The organism is Bradyrhizobium sp. UFLA06-06 (assembly GCF_054820065.1).
The window spans coordinates 21,000-39,145 of record NZ_JADFUD010000073.1; the positions used below are offsets into that span (position 1 = coordinate 21,000).

13 protein-coding genes are annotated in these 18,146 nt (G+C 64.4%); 8 read left to right on the forward strand and 5 right to left on the reverse strand.

The features are described 5' to 3' along the window. Nucleotides 1-7 precede the first annotated feature (7 nt). Both IF803_RS36610 and IF803_RS36615 read right to left on the reverse strand, forming a co-directional pair. Nucleotides 8-2,347 carry a xanthine dehydrogenase family protein molybdopterin-binding subunit gene (locus IF803_RS36610; protein WP_028344103.1) on the reverse strand — a complete coding sequence of 780 codons (2,340 nt, stop codon included), beginning with the start codon at nt 2,345-2,347 and terminating at the stop codon, nt 8-10. Between the two features lie 90 nt (nt 2,348-2,437). Further along, nucleotides 2,438-2,923: a (2Fe-2S)-binding protein gene (locus tag IF803_RS36615; RefSeq protein WP_024583646.1), complete on the reverse strand. Its 486-nt coding sequence runs from the start codon at nt 2,921-2,923 to the stop codon at nt 2,438-2,440. Nucleotides 2,924-3,327: 404 nt separating this feature from the next. Between IF803_RS36615 and IF803_RS36620 the strand changes: the two genes are divergently transcribed. The 4 genes from IF803_RS36620 to IF803_RS36635 all read left to right on the forward strand — a co-directional run bounded on the left by IF803_RS36620 (nt 3,328) and on the right by IF803_RS36635 (nt 7,960). Continuing rightward, on the forward strand, nt 3,328-5,043 hold the full coding sequence (locus tag IF803_RS36620) for a PQQ-dependent methanol/ethanol family dehydrogenase (protein ID WP_461195558.1): 1,716 nt from the start codon (nt 3,328-3,330) through the stop codon (nt 5,041-5,043). Nucleotides 5,044-5,069: 26 nt separating this feature from the next. After that, nucleotides 5,070-6,284: a c-type cytochrome gene (locus IF803_RS36625; protein WP_461195565.1), complete on the forward strand. Its 1,215-nt coding sequence runs from the start codon at nt 5,070-5,072 to the stop codon at nt 6,282-6,284. Between the two features lie 135 nt (nt 6,285-6,419). Continuing rightward, nucleotides 6,420-7,100 (forward strand): response regulator, encoded by a 681-nt coding sequence (locus IF803_RS36630; protein WP_016843264.1) that lies wholly within the window; start codon nt 6,420-6,422, stop codon nt 7,098-7,100. A gap of 119 nt (nt 7,101-7,219) precedes the next feature. Further along, nucleotides 7,220-7,960, forward strand: coding sequence for a LuxR C-terminal-related transcriptional regulator (locus IF803_RS36635; protein ID WP_461195559.1), 741 nt, complete (start codon nt 7,220-7,222; stop codon nt 7,958-7,960). A 117-nt stretch (nt 7,961-8,077) separates the two neighbouring features. Here IF803_RS36635 and IF803_RS36640 read toward each other — a convergent pair whose 3' ends face one another. After that, nucleotides 8,078-9,436 carry an ATP-binding response regulator gene (locus IF803_RS36640; protein WP_461195560.1) on the reverse strand — a complete coding sequence of 453 codons (1,359 nt, stop codon included), beginning with the start codon at nt 9,434-9,436 and terminating at the stop codon, nt 8,078-8,080. Next, nucleotides 9,433-10,605 carry an FIST N-terminal domain-containing protein gene (locus tag IF803_RS36645; protein ID WP_304498212.1) on the reverse strand — a complete coding sequence of 391 codons (1,173 nt, stop codon included), beginning with the start codon at nt 10,603-10,605 and terminating at the stop codon, nt 9,433-9,435. The genes IF803_RS36640 and IF803_RS36645 overlap by 4 nt, the downstream gene beginning before the upstream one ends. Nucleotides 10,606-11,068: 463 nt before the next feature. Between IF803_RS36645 and IF803_RS36650 the strand changes: the two genes are divergently transcribed. Further along, nucleotides 11,069-13,102, forward strand: coding sequence for a methyl-accepting chemotaxis protein (locus tag IF803_RS36650; RefSeq protein WP_461195566.1), 2,034 nt, complete (start codon nt 11,069-11,071; stop codon nt 13,100-13,102). 141 nt (nt 13,103-13,243) lie between these two features. Here the strand turns inward: IF803_RS36650 and IF803_RS36655 are convergent, their stop codons facing one another. Beyond that, on the reverse strand, nt 13,244-13,612 hold the full coding sequence (locus IF803_RS36655) for a DUF3175 domain-containing protein (protein WP_461195561.1): 369 nt from the start codon (nt 13,610-13,612) through the stop codon (nt 13,244-13,246). Between the two features lie 184 nt (nt 13,613-13,796). Here IF803_RS36655 and IF803_RS36660 point away from each other — a divergent pair, with 184 nt between their 5' ends. The 3 genes from IF803_RS36660 to IF803_RS36670 all read left to right on the forward strand — a co-directional run bounded on the left by IF803_RS36660 (nt 13,797) and on the right by IF803_RS36670 (nt 17,778). Further along, the gene (locus IF803_RS36660) at nt 13,797-15,287 is read left to right on the forward strand and encodes an MFS transporter (RefSeq protein WP_461195562.1); all 1,491 of its coding nucleotides are present in this window, start codon (nt 13,797-13,799) and stop codon (nt 15,285-15,287) included. Between the two features lie 3 nt (nt 15,288-15,290). Then, entirely contained in the window at nt 15,291-16,124 is an 834-nt protein-coding gene (gene otsB / locus IF803_RS36665; RefSeq protein WP_028341580.1) for a trehalose-phosphatase, read from the forward strand. Between the two features lie 202 nt (nt 16,125-16,326). Then, a complete protein-coding gene (locus IF803_RS36670) occupies nt 16,327-17,778 on the forward strand; it encodes a trehalose-6-phosphate synthase (protein WP_461195563.1) in 1,452 nt (483 codons plus the stop codon). Nucleotides 17,779-18,146: the final 368 nt, after the last annotated feature.

The window sequence follows — 18,146 nt, forward strand, 5'->3', positions numbered from 1 at the left end:
TCCTCCCTCAACCGTGAATGGCGTGCCAGACGCGATCGGGCGTCGCCGGCATTTCCAGCTTGTTGTTGCCGATGGCGTCCGTGATCGCGTTGATCACGGCGGCAGAGGCGCCAATCGCGCCGGCTTCGCCGCAGCCCTTGACGCCGAGCGGGTTGCCCGGACACAGCGTCGTGGTGTGGGAAAGCTGGAACGACGGCAGGTCGTCGGCACGCGGCATGGTGTAGTCCATGAAGGACGCGGTCACGAGCTGACCGGTGTCGTCATAGACCGCGCCCTCGAGCAGCGCCTGGCCGATGCCCTGCGCAAGGCCGCCATGGACCTGGCCCTCGACAATCATCGGGTTGATCAGCCGGCCGAAATCGTCCGCCGCCACGAAGTTGACGAAGGAAGTCTTGCCGGTGCCCGGATCGACCTCGAGCTCGCAGATATAGGCGCCGGCCGGGAAGGTGAAGTTGGTCGGGTCGTAGAACGCCGTCTCCTTCAGCCCGGGCTCCATGCCATCAGGCAGGTTGTGCGCGGTATAGGCGGCGAGCGCGACCATCGGCAGCGCGATCGACTTGTCGGTGCCGGTGACCTTGAACTCGCCGTTCTCGATCACGATGTCGCTCTCGGACGCCTCGAGCGCATGCGCCGCGATCTTCTTGGCTTTGGCTTCCACCTTCTCCATCGCCTTCACGATCGCCGTACCGCCGACTGCGAGCGAGCGCGAGCCGTAGGTGCCCATGCCGAACTGCACCTTGTCGGTGTCGCCATGGACGATCGAGACCTGGCTGATCGGCACGCCGAGCCGCTCTGCGATGATCTGGCAGAACGTCGTTTCGTGGCCCTGGCCGTGGCTGTGCGAACCGGTGAGCACCTCGATGGTGCCGACCGGGTTGACGCGGATCTCAGCCGACTCCCACAGGCCGACGCCGGCGCCGAGACTGCCGACCGCCTTCGACGGCGCGATGCCGCAGGCCTCGATGTAGCAGGAGATGCCGATGCCGCGCAGCTTGCCGTCGGCTTTGGCCTTGGCCTTGCGGGCCGGGAAGCCGGCATAGTCGATCGCCTTCATCGCGGCATCGATCGAGGCGTGGAAGTCGCCGATGTCATACGCCATGATCACAGGCGTCTGATACGGGAACTGGGTGATGAAGTTCTTCTTGCGCAGCTCGGTCGGATCGACCTTCAACTGCCGCGCCGCCGTCTCCATCATGCGCTCGATCAGATAGCTCGCCTCGGGACGGCCGGCGCCGCGGTAGGCGTCGACCGGCGTGGTGTTGGTGTAGACGCCGATCACCTCGGCATAGATCGCCGGAATCACGTACTGGCCCGACAGCAGCGTCGCGTAGAGATAGGTCGGCACCGCCGAGGAGAACAGCGACATATAGGCGCCGAAATTGGCGTGGGTCTTCACCCGCAGGCCAAGGATCTTGTTGTCCTTGTCGAACGCCAACTCCGCCTTCGAGACATGGTCGCGGCCGTGCGCGTCGGTGAGGAAGGCTTCGGAACGGTCGCCGGTCCACTTCACCGGGCGACCCACCTTCTTCGAGGCCCAAAGCGCCACCATCTCTTCGGGATAGATGTAGATCTTGGAGCCGAAGCCGCCGCCGACGTCGGGCGCGATCACGCGCAGCTTGTGCTCGGGCGCGATGTTGTAGAACGCCGACAGCACGAGGCGGGCGACGTGCGGGTTCTGCGATGTCGTGTAGAGCGTATAGTGCTCTTCGGCCTGGTCGTAATGCGCGATCGCCGCACGCGGCTCCATCGCATTCGGCACCAGGCGGTTATTGGTGAGGTCGAGCGTCACCACATTGGCGGCCTTGCTGAACGCATCCTTGACCGCGGCTTCGTCGCCGAGATGCCAGTCATACACGATGTTGCCGGGGGCTTCGGGATGAAGCTGCGGCGCGCCCGGCTTGATCGCGGCCTTGATGTCGGCCGCTGCGGGAAGCTCTTCGTAATCGACGACGACCGCTTCGGCGGCGTCCCTGGCCTGGTTCTTGGTCTCGGCGATCACGACCGCGACCGCCTGTCCGACAAAGCGCACGGTCTCCGGCGCCATCGCCGGCCACGCGCCCATTTTCATCGGTGAGCCGTCCTTCGAGGTGATGGCCCAGCCGCAGATCAGATTGCCGACCTTGTCGTCGACGATCTGCTGTCCCGTCAGCACTGCGATCACGCCGGGCATCTTCATGGCCTCGGCGGAATCGATGCCCTTGACCTTGGCATGTGCATGCGGGCTGCGAATGAAGTGAGCGTAGCTCATGCCGACCATTTTGACGTCGTCGACGTAACGTCCTTGTCCGGTGATAAACCGGCGATCTTCCTTGCGCACGACACGTGCGCCAATTCCTTCAACACCCATTGTCTAGTCCTCCCGACCGGAGATTCGATTTGCCGCCGTTTCCATCGAGACCGGCGGTGGTGAGCTTGATCATGCGCGCTGCGTGGCGCGCTATTCGGCGGCCTGCGCAACCTTCATGCGGCCGGCAGCGTCGAGCACCGCCTTGACGATGTTGTGGTAACCGGTGCAGCGGCAGATGTTGCCTTCGAGCTCGTGGCGAACCGTTTCCTCGTCGAGCTTGCCGCCATGGCGATGCACGATGTCCACCGCGGACATGATCATGCCGGGGGTGCAATAGCCGCACTGCAGGCCGTGATTGTCGCGGAACGCCGCCTGCATCGGATGCAGCTCGTCGCCCTTGGCGAGGCCTTCGATCGTGGTGACGTTGGAGCCCGCCGCCTGCCCGGCCAGCATGGTGCAGGATTTGACCGCCCGTCCATCGACATGGACGACGCAGGCGCCGCACTGGCTGGTATCGCAGCCGACATGGGTGCCGGTTAGGTTCAGGTTTTCGCGCAACAGGTGCACGAGGAGGGTTCGGTCCTCAACGTCGACCGAGACCGCCTTGCCGTTTACCGTCAGTTTGACTGTAGACACGCGTTTCTCCCAATAGCTTCGTTATGGGCCCAGTAGACCACGCTTCATATGGGACGTAACCGCGATCAAAGTCGTAGTTGCGGCCCTGTCATGAACGCTCCGGGCTGTGCCTGCGATCCTAGCAGGCGGCCGTTCGATGGGCAATTTGCAAGCGGCTGCCGGCGTGCTCCGGCGTGACGAAAATGCGCTGCGGCGCAAGCGATTTTGGGCCGACTGACGCTGCCTGCGGCGCGCCAAAATCGCCGCCGCGATTGCTACTACCTTCCGCCTATAACGACGCAAAAGCGTTGCTGTCATTTTCATCGCCGACGCAGCGACGCAAGATCGCTGGTTCATGAAATTGGGTATCGATCCGCGCGCGCGATGCATCCATCGCGGCAACGAAACCATATTGGAGGAAGCCAATGAAGCTGAGGAGCGGGATTTTCTTTGCCGGTGTGTCGCTGGTCGCCATGGTGCTGGCAGGCATTGGCGCGTCGAAAGCGAATGATTCCGTCGTAAAGGCGGCGTCCGATCCCAACGGATGGGCGATCGCAGGCCACGACTACGGCAATACGCGTTTCAGCCCGTTGAAGCAGATCAATTCCGAGAACGCCGGCAAGCTGCAGCTGGTCTACTCGCTGTCGCTGGCCTCGCTGCGCTCCAACGAGTCCTCGCCGCTGGTGATCGGCAAGACGCTGTTCGTGTCGACCTCGTGGGGGCCGAAATACGTCTATGCGATCGACGCCGCGACCGGTGCGCGCAAGTGGACCTGGCAGCCCGACATTCCGGATGACGTGCTTCAATACGCCTGCTGCGACGTCAATAACCGCGGCGTGTCCTATGCCGACGGCAAGATCTTCGTCGGCCGCCTCGACGGCAAGCTGACCGCGCTCGATGCCGAAAGCGGCAAGGAGCTGTGGACCTCGACCGTGGTCGACTACAAGCAGGGCTCGGTCATCACCTCGCCGCCGCTGATCGTCCGCGACAAGGTGATCACCGGCTTCGGCGGTGGCGAATACGGCGTCCGCGGCTCGTTGCAGGCCTTCTCCCTCAAGGACGGCAAGCTGCTCTGGCAGACCTTCACCGTGCCGGCGCCGGGCGAGCCCGGCAGCGACACCTGGAAGGGCGACACCGGGCTGCATGGCGGCGGCGCCGCCTGGCTGGTCGGCTCCTACGACGCCAAGACCGACACGGTCTACTGGGGTACCAGCAATCCGGGACCGTGGAATACCGCGGTGCGTTCCACCGGCGACGGCAATTTCGGCAAGCTGACCAACCTCTACACGGCCTCGACGCTGGCGATCGACCCCAACACCGGCAAGATCAAGTGGCACATCCAGGGCACGCCGGCCGACGCCTGGGACTATGACGGCGTCAACGAACTGCTGCTCGCCGACCTGAAGATCAAGGGTGCCGAAACGCCGGTCCTGATGAAGGCGGACCGCAACGGCTTCTTCTTCGTGGCCAACCGCGAGACCGGCAAGGTGATCTCGGCCGAGAAATACGTCTTCGCCAACTGGGCCAAGAAGTGGGACGTCAACACGATGCGGGCGGAAGAGGATCCGGACAAGCGTCCGGGCCCCGGCCATCCCGCCAAGGACATCTGCCCGAACCTGATCGGCGGCAAGAACTGGCAGCCGATGTCGTTCAACCCGCAGACCGGCCTCGTCTACATCCCTAGCAACAACGTCTGCATGGACTGGTCGGTCTCTGACGTGAACTACAAGCGCGGCGTGTTCTATCTCGGCGCCGAATTCCCGACCAAGCCGGGTCCCGGCGGCTTCCTCGGCGAGCTCGTGGCCTGGGATCCGATCGCCAACAAGAAGGTGTGGAGCATCAAGGAAGACCTGCCCTTCAACGGCGGCACGCTGACGACCGGCGGCAATTTGGTGTTCTCCGGCAATCTGCACGGCGACTTCCGCGCCATCGATGCCAAGAACGGCAAGGTGCTGTGGAGCAAGAACCTCGGCAGCGGCATCGGCGCCGGTCCCGTGACCTATTCGGTCGACGGCAAGCAGTATGTCGCGATCGTGGTCGGACGCACCGCGGCGCTGCCGGCCTTCCTCGGTGACATCGGCAAGAAGATGGTCGCCGCGGCGCCCGAAGGCGGCTCGCTGTTCGTGTTCGCCCTGCAGTAACGATCGTCAAGGAGGCAGCATTGTCCGTGTCTTGCATCGCCCGAAACGAACTGCGCACCCCCTCGCGCAACACGCGGTTGGAACATGCAATCCGGACCGTGCTGCTCTCCGCCCTGCTTATGGTGCCGGCCCTGGCGGCCGGCGCCGACGAGACAAAGCCGCCGCTGCGGCTCTGCGCCGACCCGACCAACCTGCCGTTCTCGAGCGACGACCCGGGCAAGCCCGGCCTCTATCTCGAGATCGGCCAGGCGGTGGCGCAAAAGCTCGGCCGGACGGTGAGCACCAATTGGTACAAGTCCTATTTCGGCAAGCGCACCGTGCGGGAGACGCTGCTCAGCAAGCAGTGCGACGCCATGATCGGCCTGCCTTTGATCGACGATTTCATGGGCGCGGCGGTGATCTTCTCGAAGCCGATCGCCCATGAAGGCTATGCACTGGTCGGTGGCAAGGACCGCAAGCTTGCCGGCATCGACGACCTCAGGGGATTGCGGGTTGCGGTGCAGTATCAATCGACGCCGCAGAACCTGCTCGCGCTGCGCGACGACATCCGGAAGGTCACCGTGCTCAGCCCGGAGGAGGGCATGACGGCGCTCGAACAGGGCAAGGTCGACATCGCCTTCATCTGGGCGCCGGTGGCCGGTTGGCTCAACAAGACCAGCTACGGCGACAAATATCAGATCGTGCCGACCGAGGGCGACGGCCTGCTCTGGGCGACCGCGATCGGTTTCGCCAAGGCGTCCGGTGCGCTGCGCGATGAAGTCGACGGCGTGCTGCCGTCACTGCAGCCGGAGATTTCCGCCCTGTTTGCCAAATATGGCGTGCCGAACGGCGCACCGGTGAAGTTCGGCGAGGCCGACCGGGCGACGACGTCGTCCGTCGGCGCCAGCGAGCCCGTCACGGTCGGGCAGGTAGCCGCGGCCGAGAAACCGGTTCAGACCGCCGCGACCGCAGGCGATGCCAAAGGGGACGCCAAGGGGGATGCCACCGCCGGGCGGGAGGTCTTCAACGGAACCTGCGCGCATTGCCACGGCCCGGACGCGGTGCAGGCCGAGCGAAAGATCGATCTCAGGCTGCTCAAGAAGCGCTATGCTGACGACATGGAATCGACATTCTGGAAGACGGTCCATGACGGGCGGCCGGCCAAGGGCATGCCGGCCTGGAAGGACGTCTTCAACGACGACGAGCTCAGAAACGTATATGTCTATCTGCAGAGCGTGCAGGATACCGGCGGATCAAACTAGAAGCTGCGATTCGCAAGAGGAGCGTTTTCAAGCGAAGTGGATACCGGTTCGCGTGAAGAAAACGCGTCAGAACATGAATCGAGAGCTCCGTTCCGATCCAATCGGAACGGAGGCTTGAGCCGTGCGAGGGTCCTCATGATGGGGTTCCTGATCATCGACGATCATCCCCTGTTCGGGGAGGCGCTTGGCAACGCCATCCGCATCTCGCATCCCGATGCCCGGATCTATGAGGCTACCTCGATCAAGGGGGCCCTTGGTATCCTCGCCAGCGAGCCGAATATCGACCTGGCGCTGCTCGACCTGCTGCTGCCCGACGTGGTCGGCTTCTCCGGCTTCCAGAAGATCAGGGATCGCTATCCGCGGCTGCCGATCGCGATCGTCTCGAGCGAGGAGGACAAGCACACCATCCGCGAGGCGCTCGAGATGGGCGCGGTCGGCTATCTGCCGAAGTCAACCTCGCTCGGCGAGCTCTCGCAGGCGATCGCGCGCGTGCTGAGCGGGTCGGTCTCGGCGCCGCGGGATTTCGTCGCGGTCGGCGCGCTGGAACAGTCCGAGACGGCGCGGACGCTGCGCGAACGCATCCAGAAGCTGACGCCGCAGCAAATTCGCGTGCTTCATCTGATCATCCGCGGCCTGCAGAACCGCGAGATCGCCGCCGAGCTCAAGCTCGCGGAATCCACCGTGAAGGCGCATGTGACCGAGATCCTGCGCAAGCTGAAGCTGTTCAGCCGCAACAAGGCGATCATCGAGCTTGGCAAGATTCCGCTTCCGGTCCCGGAGGCCTGTTCGGGCGCAAAGGCGGAGAAGGCGCCCTAGCCGTGCTGCACTGCGAGGCGGGCGCATTGGATATCCTGCCTATAGGCTGCCAACCGGCTTTGAGATAACGTCGCGCGCACAATGGCTGTCATGAGCATCTGAGGGAGGACGGCGCAGCATTGACCACGACCGCGCCCCTGGCGGACGAGCCGCCGCCCGGCAAGGCGGGTGCGCCTCGATTGCTGATCGTCGAGGATCACCCGCTGTTCCGTGCCGCCCTGATCGGCGTGATCGGGGCCGAATTTCCCGATGCCGAGGTGCTGCAGGCGACCTCGATCGACGGTGCGCTGGATGTGATCGCCGCGCGCGACGGCCTCGATTTGATCCTGCTCGATCTGTCGATGCCCGGGACCACGGGCCTGCTCGGCGCCTACCGGGTGCGTGCCGCCGCGCCGCGCAGCGCGCTCGTGATCGTGTCGGCGCATGACGATCCCCGGATCGTCGGCGGCGCGATCTCGCTCGGCATTTCCGGCTACATCCCGAAGTCGACGCCGAAGCTCGAGCTGGCGCGGCTGTTGCGCGGCATCCTCGAAGGCGCGGTGTGCCTGCCGACGCGCTTCCGCGATACCGCCACCGCGCGGAAGGCCCAGGCCGAGACGCGCGAGCTGGTGCAGCAGCTCGGCCAGTTCACCGCGCAGCAGCTTCGCGTGCTCGACATGATCTGCCGCGGCCTGCAGAACAAGCACATCGCCTATGAGCTCGATATCTCGGTCACCACCGTGAAGGTGCATGTCTCGGAGATCCTGCGCAAGCTCGGCGTGCGCAGCCGCACCGAGGCCATCATCGCGCTGTCGAAGCTGGACTTCGGCAAGCAGGACCACGCGCCGGTGACGGCCTCGCCGTTGTCGCATGGCGACTAGAGCCTTTATCCGTTCCGATGGAATCGGAACGGGGCTCTAAGTTCTTGTCTGACGCGTTTTCTTCACGCGAACCGGTATCCACTTCGCTCGAAAACGCTTTGATCATAACCGCGCGCCCTACTGCTCCGCCGCCAAGAGGAACGACAGCAGCGAGCGCATCTCGGCGGGCTTGATCGGCTTCTTCAACAGCTCATGGCCGAACGCCGATACGTCGGAGGCGGCCTTGGCCGAGTAGTCGGCCGTCACGATGATCGCCGGAACCTTGGCGTTGATCGCCCCGCGGATGACGTCGACGGCCTGAATACCGGTCTCGCCATTGTCGAGATGCAGATCGGCGATGATGGCGTCGGGAATGCCGTCGAGCGCGTGGATGCGCTCGAGCGCCTCGGTCTTGGAGATCGTCACCGCGACGTCGCAGCCCCATTTCTCCAGCAAATGGGCGAGCCCCTCGGCGCTCGAGAGGTCGTTCTCGATCAGCAGGATCTTGGCGCCCTCCATGCCGCCATAGCGATAGTCGACGCTGGCCTGCTCGCGCACCGGGATCGCAACCGGATCCTGGGTGCGGGGCACGGTGACCGAGAACACCGAGCCCTTGCCGGCGCGCGAGCTCAGCCTGATGTCATGGCCGAGCAGGTCGGCAAACCGGCGCACGATCGAAAGACCAAGCCCGATGCCGGCCTTGTCGCCGGCGCTGGTCTCGCCGCGCTGAAACTCGACGAAGATGGCTTCGCGCTGCGCTTCCGGAATGCCCGGCCCGGTGTCGTGCACCTCGATGCAGATGTCATCGCCCCTGGCCCGGCATCCCATCAGCACGCTGCCGCGCTGGGTGTAGCGCAGCGCATTGGCGACAAGGTTTTGCAGGATCCGTCGCAGCATCAGCGGATCGGAGCGAACCACCGCGGACGACGGCATGATCCGGAAGCCGAGATTGCGCTTGGCGGCGGTCGCGACAAATTCCTGCTCCAGCGGCTCGAACAGCGAGGCGATCGCGACCGGTCCGAATTCGGGCCTGAGTACGCCCGCATCGAGCTTGGAGATGTCGAGCAGCGTCCGCAGCATGTCCTCGAGCGTCGCCAGCGAACGATCGATCTGATCGGTCAGCGCGCCGCTCTTGGATTCGGTTGCCATCTCGGTCAGCGCGGACAGCGTCAGCCGCGCCGCATTCAGCGGCTGCAACAGATCGTGCGTGACCGAGACCAGCACGGATGATTTCAGAGAACTCGCCGCCTCGGCCTGCTGCTTGGCCTGCAGCAGGCGACCGTTGGTTTTCTCCAGCGATTGCAGCGCGTGCTTGAGCTGCTGGGTGCGGTCGCGCACCTGCTGGTCCAGCGCGATCGCGGTCTCGAACAGTGAGAAGGCGTTGAGCTGCTGATCGGTCGAGCGTTCGACGCGCGACATTAGCGCCGCGTTGATCTTGCGCAGCTTCTCGGCCTCGCGTTCGAGCGCCGCAATTCGCGTGGTCTTGGTATCCGTCATTGCGGCGCGAGTGCCCGCTTGCCGATGGCGATGCCGGTCAGCGTCTGGTTGACATGCATGGAGCGATACTGCTCGCCATAGGTCTGAAAGCCAATCACTTTGTTGCGGCGATAGAGCTCCGACATCTCCCGCGACAGCTGGCGCTGCTCGACGTCGAGCCGGCGCAGCACGCATTCGAAGCCGATGAACATCGACACCTCGCCGAGATCCTCGGTCAGCTCCTTGAGCAGGCGGCTCGTCACGTCGATCGGGTCGCGCTCGCGCGCCACCGTCAGCACCATGCCCTCGTCGATGGCGCAGAAGAATTGCAGCGATCCGTCCGGGTTGGTGCGCTGGATCGATCGCGCGTAATAGGCGCCGCCGACGCGAACCAGCACGGGGTGCGCGGCGAACGAGAACAATTCGAGCTTGCTGTCGCTGAGGCCGACGGCGCGGGAATATTCCAGCGCGGCCGGCTCGGCATTCAATTCCTTGACGATGCGGTGTTCGATGTCGGCCTCGGTCACCACCATCTTGGTCGAGGTCGGTTCGAAGTGGTCGCACTTGAACAGGCGGAACGGCAGCCGGGTCCGGATCAGGATCAGGACCGCGGCATCGGTAAAGGCCTCGCCGCCATGGAAGACCCAGGACTTCTCGAAGCGCAGGCCGTCGCCGGCGGAGCCGCCGACCACCGGGATATCGCCGAGCGATGCATAGATCGCCGACATGATGGTCTCCTCACGCTGGCACATGCCGTCGATGAAGAGCAGCCCGAAGGAATCATGGGTGTGATCGCAATGCTCGGTGCGCTGCGCGAATTCGTTCTGCAGTTCGGTGCACATCGAGCGACCGTGGTCGACCCGAAATGTCGAAAGGTCGAACAGCGGCCGGGCCGCGATGATGAAATCGGCCGCGTTGAAGCCCATCGCGACGACGCTGTCCTCGTCCCAACCGCTGGGCGACAATTCGCCGGCCGTGGTGCAGCCGAAGATCGGAACGTCGGGCATCCGGCTGGACAGTTCGGCAATGAATGTCTGCGGCTCATAGACCGGCGACACGAACACCACGAGCATCGCGAGATCAGCCGCCGCCAGTTGGCGCGCGATCTCGTCGGCTGCTTCCCGCGGCCCGTCGGTCTTTGCCTGCACCACGACTATACTGTCGGCGGCGCTACCGTTCTGCTTCGCCAAAGGCGCTCTCCCTGACCAGAATTTTTTGCTTTTCTTGGCGCGGCCGGTTGAGCCCGCGCGGGTCGTGAGGGCGTCCGGGCCATGCCGCGATGGCTCGCGTTCCGGCTTGCCCGTGTCTTTCAGGTCGTGAGGGGAAATGCCATTGGCCGGGCGACCGCGCCGGCAGCTACGCTCGCCGCAAGCGCCGATGGCGCCGGTCGACGCGATGACATGGGACACCTCCCGATGTGTTCTCCTGGCCCGGGCAGGGTCAGGTTTGATCGGTTCTAAACTATCGGGCCGGACCCGCGCGTCAATCACCTTACCCACCCTCCTAGCCCGACCAAGGTAGTATCGCGCCGGACCGGGCGGCCGCTGCCCATTTACCGGGCCTTATCGATTCTGCCTTAGTTTTGCGCTCCGGGGTCTGGGGCGGGTTGCTGCCGGACCTCGCGTGGTTTTCAGAATGAAGACGGGGGTTGGAATGCCGGGGCTGAAGCGATCGTTGTCGATCAGGATCCCAACCCTCAGATTTCGCGCCAAGATCATGCTCGGCTTTGCCGTCACGCTGGCGCTGTCGGCAGCCACCATGGGCTTTGCCTATATGGGCTTCGAGCGGGTCTCCGCCGGCGTCGGCTCCTATCGCCAGAGCGTCGCGGAAGCCGATCTGGCCCGCAACATCGATCGCGAATTGATCTCCTACCGTTCGCTGGCGCGCTACTTCGTCGCGACCGGCAAGGAGGACGACGCCAAGGCCGCGCTCGCCGCCGAGGCCAGCCTGAAGGACGCTATCATGGCGTCGATGAAGGGCACCACCAATCCGGCCCGGCTCGAGCAGATCACCAAGCTGGAGCGCGAATTCCGCGCCTTCACCAAGATCTTCGCCGAGATCGTCCGCATCAAGGACGACAGCGCACAGACCGCGCAGAACAAGCTGACCCGCAGCGCGACCTCGATGCGCTACAAGCTCGACGACCTCCCGAGCAATGCCGATGATTCCGAGCTGCAGTCGATCCAGTTCGGCGCCAAGAAGGTGGCCGACCAGCTCCAGTCGATCACCGGGGCCGTCAACACCTTCGTCGTCAACGGCGACAAGACGGTCGCCTCCAGCGCGCTCGCCCGGCTGAAATTCGCCGACAATCTGGTGAAGGCGATCACCTCGAATAACGAGCGCATCACCCAGGGCGTGAAGGACATCACCGCGCTGCTCGAAGAGTACCGCGAGGCGCTCGCCAAACTGATCGCGAATGCGAAGTCGATCGACGAACTGACCGTCGAGATGACGGAGTCCGCGGCCGCCATCAGCCAGGGCGCGGCGGCGATGAAGTCCGATCTGCTCGCCGACCAGAAGCGGCTTGAAAACGAATCGCACGCCATGATCGGCGAGACCGAGCAGCTGATCCTGATGCTGGCCGCCGGCAGCTTCGTGCTCGGGCTGGTCTGGGCGTTCCTGCTGGGCAAGGGTATTTCGCGACCGATCGCGGCGATGTGTGCGGCAATGCGCGAGCTCGCGGCGGGCAATTTCGACGTCGTGCTGCCGGGCCTCGGCCGCCGCGACGAACTCGGCGAGATGGCCGGCGCCGTGGAGGAGTTCAAGGTCCAGGCGATCGCCAAGGCCGAACGCGATGCCGCGACCCAGGAAGCGCAGAACAAGGCGAGTGCGACCGCGCGGCGCAACGAGCTGATTCGTTTTGCCGACGAATTCGAATCCGCCGTCGGCTCGATCGTCTCCAACGTATCGGCCTCCGCCGTGCAGCTCGAATCGGCGGCCGGTACGCTGACGCGGACTGCCGAGACCACGCAGAACCTGTCGAGCCAGGTCGCCGGCGCCTCCGAGGAGGCCTCCAGCAACATGCAATCGGTCGCCTCCGCGACCGAGGAACTGTCGGCGTCCGTCGACGAGATCGGCCGTCGCGCCAAGGAGTCGAGCCAGATCGCCGATTCCGCTGTGCGTCAGGCCGAGCAGACCGACGCCCGGATCGGCAAGCTCTCGCGCGCCGCGCAGGAGATCGGCGACGTCGTCAAGCTGATCACCGCGATCGCCGAGCAGACCAATCTGCTGGCGCTGAACGCCACCATCGAGGCCGCGCGCGCCGGCGATGCCGGGCGCGGCTTCGCGGTAGTTGCGGCCGAGGTGAAGTCGCTGGCGAGCCAGACCGCCAGGGCCACCGACGAGATCTCCACCCATATCTCAGGCATGCAGGCGGCGACGCAGGAATCGGTCGCCGCCATCAAGGAGATCGGCGGCACCATCGGGCAGATCTCCGGGATCGCGACCAACATCGCAAGCTCGGTCGAGCAGCAGAGCGCGGCAACGCAGGAGATCGCGCGCAGCGTGCAGAACGTCGCGCAGGGTACGCAGGAAGCGGCCTCCAGCGTCACCCAGGTCAATCGCGGCGCCACCGAGACCGGAGCGGCCTCCGAGGAGGTGCTGAACTCGGCCCGCTCGCTGTCGGTCGAGAGCTCGCGGCTGCGCGAAGAGCTCGACCGCTTCATGGCGAATATCCGCGCGGCGTAAGGCGAGCTTGTCCGTCCATCGTCGTCCTGGCGAAAGCCAGGACCCATAACCACAACTGTTTGTCGGCGGAAGGGCTACTCGCCGCGTGCCCTTTTCGTGCGCCGCGGCGTATGGGTCCTGGCTTTCGCCAGGACGACAGCGTCAGTCCCGTCCGAACTGGTGCTTCAACTCGACCTTGGCGCGGTCCAGCCGCGACCGCTCGGTCTTCGGCAGCGCCTTGCCGGCGCGGTTGATATAGAAGGTCAGCATCGACAGCGCGGAACGATAGGCGCCGCTCTTGCGGCGTGCGCTGTGCTCGGCGGATTGCTTCAGCGATGATGCGATCTTCTTCGCGCTGGTCTGCTTGAACACGCCGCGCTTGAGGTCGAGCGCGTTGCTCTCTTTCGTCACCCGCTGCGACCAGCGCTTCGCCGTCCTCTTGCTTGCGCCACGCCTGCGACGCGTCGTGCTCGTGGACCGTGCCGGTGATTTCCTTGCCGTCTTGCGTTTTGCTTTTTTGTGTGCGGGCATCGATGCCTCCGTGTCTTTTGAGCCGAGAACAGTTCGCCGCAATCGCGGTTCCTATGCCGCATTGCGGGAACCCTTGCCGGCCTGCGGCGTTGACGTCGCGTGGCGGGCACTCCGTTTGCCGCAATTCCGGGTGAGTGAACCTTGGAACAGATCGTTCCGGGGCTTTTCTCATTGGTCGATTCTGATGACACTGCAGCCGACACAGTTGAACTCCTCGACGACGCAACAGGCCGTGGCTCCGGTCACGCCGGACGATGACCGCATCATCGAGACCTCGATCCCGGTCCGGCTCGACAATCTCAGCTGGAGCCGCTTTCACACCCGCGTCGTGCTGGCGCTCGGCATCACCTGGATCCTCGACGGGCTGGAAGTGACGCTCGCCGGTGCGTTGTCGGGCGCGCTCAAGGACAGCCCGACGATGAGCTTCTCCAACGCCGATGTCGGTCTTGCCAGCAGCGCCTATCTCGCCGGTGCCGTGCTCGGCGCGCTGGGCTTCGGCTGGCTCACCGACCGGATCGGGCGCAAGAAGCTGTTCTTCATCACGCTCGCGGTTTATCTGTCGGCGACCGCCGCAACCGCGCTGTCGTGGAATGTCGCGAGCTACGCGCTGTTTCGCTTTCTCACCGGAGCCGGCATCGGCGGCGAATATACGGCGATCAATTCGACCATCCAGGAACTGGTGCCGGCGCGCTATCGCGGCTGGACCGATCTCGTCATCAACGGCAGCTTCTGGATCGGTGCGGCGATCGGTGCGCTGAGCGCCATCATCCTGCTCGACCCTGCGTTCCTTGCTCCCGATCACGGCTGGCGGATCGCCTATTTCACCGGCGCGGTGCTCGGCCTCGTCGTGCTGCTGATGCGGATGTGGATTCCGGAGAGCCCGCGCTGGCTGATGATCCACGGGCGTCCCGAGGAGGCCCACAAGATCGTGGCCGACATCGAGACCTCCGTGCTGGGTCACGAGCAGCCGAGCGCAGACTTTGAGAAGATCAGGCTTCGGATGCGCGATCACACGCCGCTGCGCGAGGTCGCGGTGACGCTGTTCTACACCTACCGGCAGCGCTCGCTGGTCGGGCTCACGCTGATGGCCGCGCAGGCGTTCTTCTACAATGCGATCTTCTTCACCTTCGCGCTGATCCTGACCGATTTCTTCGGCGTCGCCGCCAGCAATGTTGGCTGGTACATCCTCCCCTTCGCCGCGGGCAATTTCCTCGGGCCGCTGCTGCTCGGCCGCCTGTTCGATACGCTCGGCCGCCGCACCATGATCGCGCTGACCTATGGCGTCTCGGGGGTGCTGCTGGCGCTGTCCGGCTATCTGTTCTCGATCGGCGTGCTCAGCGCGCAGACCCAGACCATCGCCTGGATGGTGATCTTCTTCTTCGCCTCGCCGGCCGCGAGCGCCGCCTATCTCACCGTCAGCGAGACCTTTCCGCTGGAGGTCCGCGCGCTCGCGATCGCCGCCTTCTATGCGATCGGCACCGGCATCGGCGGCGTGATCGGGCCGGCGCTGTTCGGCGTGCTGATCGATACCGGATCGCGCAACAGCGTCTTCGCCGGCTACCTCTTGGGGTCGGCACTCATGATGGTCGCCGCAGTGGTCGCATGGCGCTATGCCGTCGCGGCCGAGCGGAAATCGCTCGAATCTGTCGCGCGACCACTGGCATGTGTGGAGTAGACTATGACGAAGCATGACGTGGCCGAGATGCCCATGGATGATGACATCGCCCCTGACGCCAAGACGGACAGCGTGCCGACGCAGGCGTCGCTGATTCCGCCGCTCCGCCAGGCCGCGGTGCTGCTCGACATCGACGGCACCCTGCTCGATTTCGCGCCGACGCCGCGCGAGGTCTGGGTGCCGCCGGAACTGTCGACCACGCTGAAGCAGCTGCATGAGCGCACCCACGGCGCGCTGGCGCTGGTCAGCGGCCGCTCCCTCAATGACATCGACCTGATCTTCGCGCCGGAAGTGTTTCCTGCGATCGGCGGTCACGGCGCCGAGATGCGGCTGCAGCCGGACAGCGAGGCGGTCGCCGCACACGCGCCGCCGCTCGACAAGGAATTGAAGCGCCGTCTTGCCGCGATCGCAAAGCTCAGCCCCGGCATTCTGCTCGAGGACAAGGGCTATTCGCTGGCGCTGCACTATCGGCTGGCGCCGCAGGCGGAGAAGGCGATCTATGAGGCGGTGTCGCTGATCCGCGCCGAGCTGCCGAATGCGCCGATCGAGGTGCTGCCGGGCAAGAGCGTCTGCGAGATCAAGCATTCCGGCTTCACCAAGGCGACCGGCGTGCTCGAGCTGATGACGCATGAGCCGTTCAAGGGACGGCGTCCGTTCTTCATCGGCGACGACGTCACCGACGAGACCGTATTCGCGATCATGCCTGATTTCGACGGTCTCGCGTTCTCGGTCGGCCGTCGCGCAACCGGTGTCGCCGGACATTTCGACGGACCGAGCGATGTGCGCGAATTCCTCGCGCATCTGCTCGACGTTGATAGGGACGTCAGCCTGTCCTAACCGAAACCCATTCATCGCGGCCGAATCGAATACGGTGCTTTTGCGTCGTGGCGTCAACCTCGCGCGCAATTTTCTTTTCGCGAGTTCCCGCGAGTTCCGTGCGTGTTCGCCAGAATTTGGTTTCAATTGGGAGATTCCTTGATCAGGAACCATCTTGATGAATGGTTGTTAATACGCGAGTTGACCAACAGGAGGGGACCTGGTGAACCTCGTCGTCGTATCGAACCGCGTCTCGCGCGGAAAACCCAATGAACCCATGACGGGGGGGCTGGCAGCGGCATTATTGCCGGTGGTGGAAAAGACAGGGGCAATATGGGTTGGTTCCAGTGGACGCGTCCGCGACGGGAACCTGAAGGAACCTTTCGCAGAGGTCGAAGCGCTCGGGGCGGGCGCATTGGCGATGCTCGATCTGCCGGCCGCGCACTATGGCGGCTATTACGAAGGCTTTGCCAATTCGGCGCTGTGGCCCGCGATGCATTCGCGCGCCGATCTGATTCGTGCGTCCCGCGAGGACTACATGAGTTATCGCGAAGTGAACGCGTTCATGGCGCGCGCGTTGCTGCGCTTCCGCAAGCCGGATTCCGTGTTCTGGGTCCAGGATTATCATTTCCTCGCGCTCGGCGCCGAGCTGCGCGATCTCGGCGTCACGCAGCCGATCGGCTTCTTCCTGCACACGCCATGGCCGGCGCGCGCGGTGATCGCGGGCGTGCCCAATCATCGCGAGCTGATCGAGGCGATGCTGTCCTATGACCTGATCGGCTTCCAGACCGATGAGGACTGCGAGAACTTCCTGAGCTATGTGCAGCACGATCTCGACTTCGAGCTGCGCGACGGCGTGATCAATTCGCCGTTCGGCCGCACCCGCGCCGCGGTATTTCCGATCGGCATCGATCCCGGCAAGTTCGCGCAGCAGGCGACCAAGGCGATGACGCATCCCGACGTGACGCGGCTGCGGCGCAGCCTCAACGGCGAGAAGCTCGCGATCGGCGTCGACCGGCTCGACTATTCCAAGGGCCTCGTCAACCGCATCAAGGCGTTCGACAAGATGTGGACGCTGCATCCGAACCTGAAGCGTTCGGTGTCGCTGCTGCAGATCGCAACGCCCTCGCGCGGCGCGATTGAAGCCTACGGCAATTTGCAGAGCGAGGTGGCGAAGCTCGTCACCGACGTCAACGGCGTGCATGGCGAGGTCGACTGGACGCCGATCCGCTACCTCAACAAGGGCTTTGGCCAGGGCGTGCTCGCAGGCCTTTACCGCACCGCGCAGGTCGGCGTCGTGACGCCGCTGCAGGACGGCATGAACCTGGTCGCCAAGGAATATGTCGCCGCGCAAAGCCCGGCGGACCCCGGCGTGCTGGTGCTGTCGAAATTCGCCGGAGCGGCGAACGAGCTCGACGCCGCGCTGCTGGTCAATCCGCACGATATCGACGGCATGGCGCGCACTTTGGCGACGGCGCTCGCGATGCCGCTGACCGAGCGGCGGATACGCTGGGAAGCGATGATGGAGAAGCTCAACAGCGGTACCATCCAGCAATGGTTCGCCGATTTCATCGAGGCGCTGCAGGATACGCACAGTGCAGGAAACGCGGCGCTGCCCGAGCCACCAACCCTGTGGCCGCGCCGCACGGCGGATTTTGCCGCGCGATATCACTGAGCGATCATGACGATGCAGGATGGGTGCGTTAGTTCGCCCATCCGCCGTGCTGTCGTCCCTGCCTAATGCGCAATTGCGCACGGGAGCAGGGACGACACTGAGTGTGTTGCGCGGCCAGGTGCTGTCCTAGTTAGGACACTCGCAGAGGGGAATTAGGACAGACAGCGAAACATATTTGAGGGACGCGGCTGTCACAATCTGCAATCTTCTGCAGGCGGCGCGGTAAGGCGGCCTCAGCGTTTGTTCCAACGCGCTGGGGCCGTTTCCTTGGGGTATCGCTAGGAAAACGGTCTAAAGCGGGATGGGTTTAGGTTGAATCGATTTGGGATTCCCAAATCAGTGTGTTTCTGATTCACCATGCTGGCTGG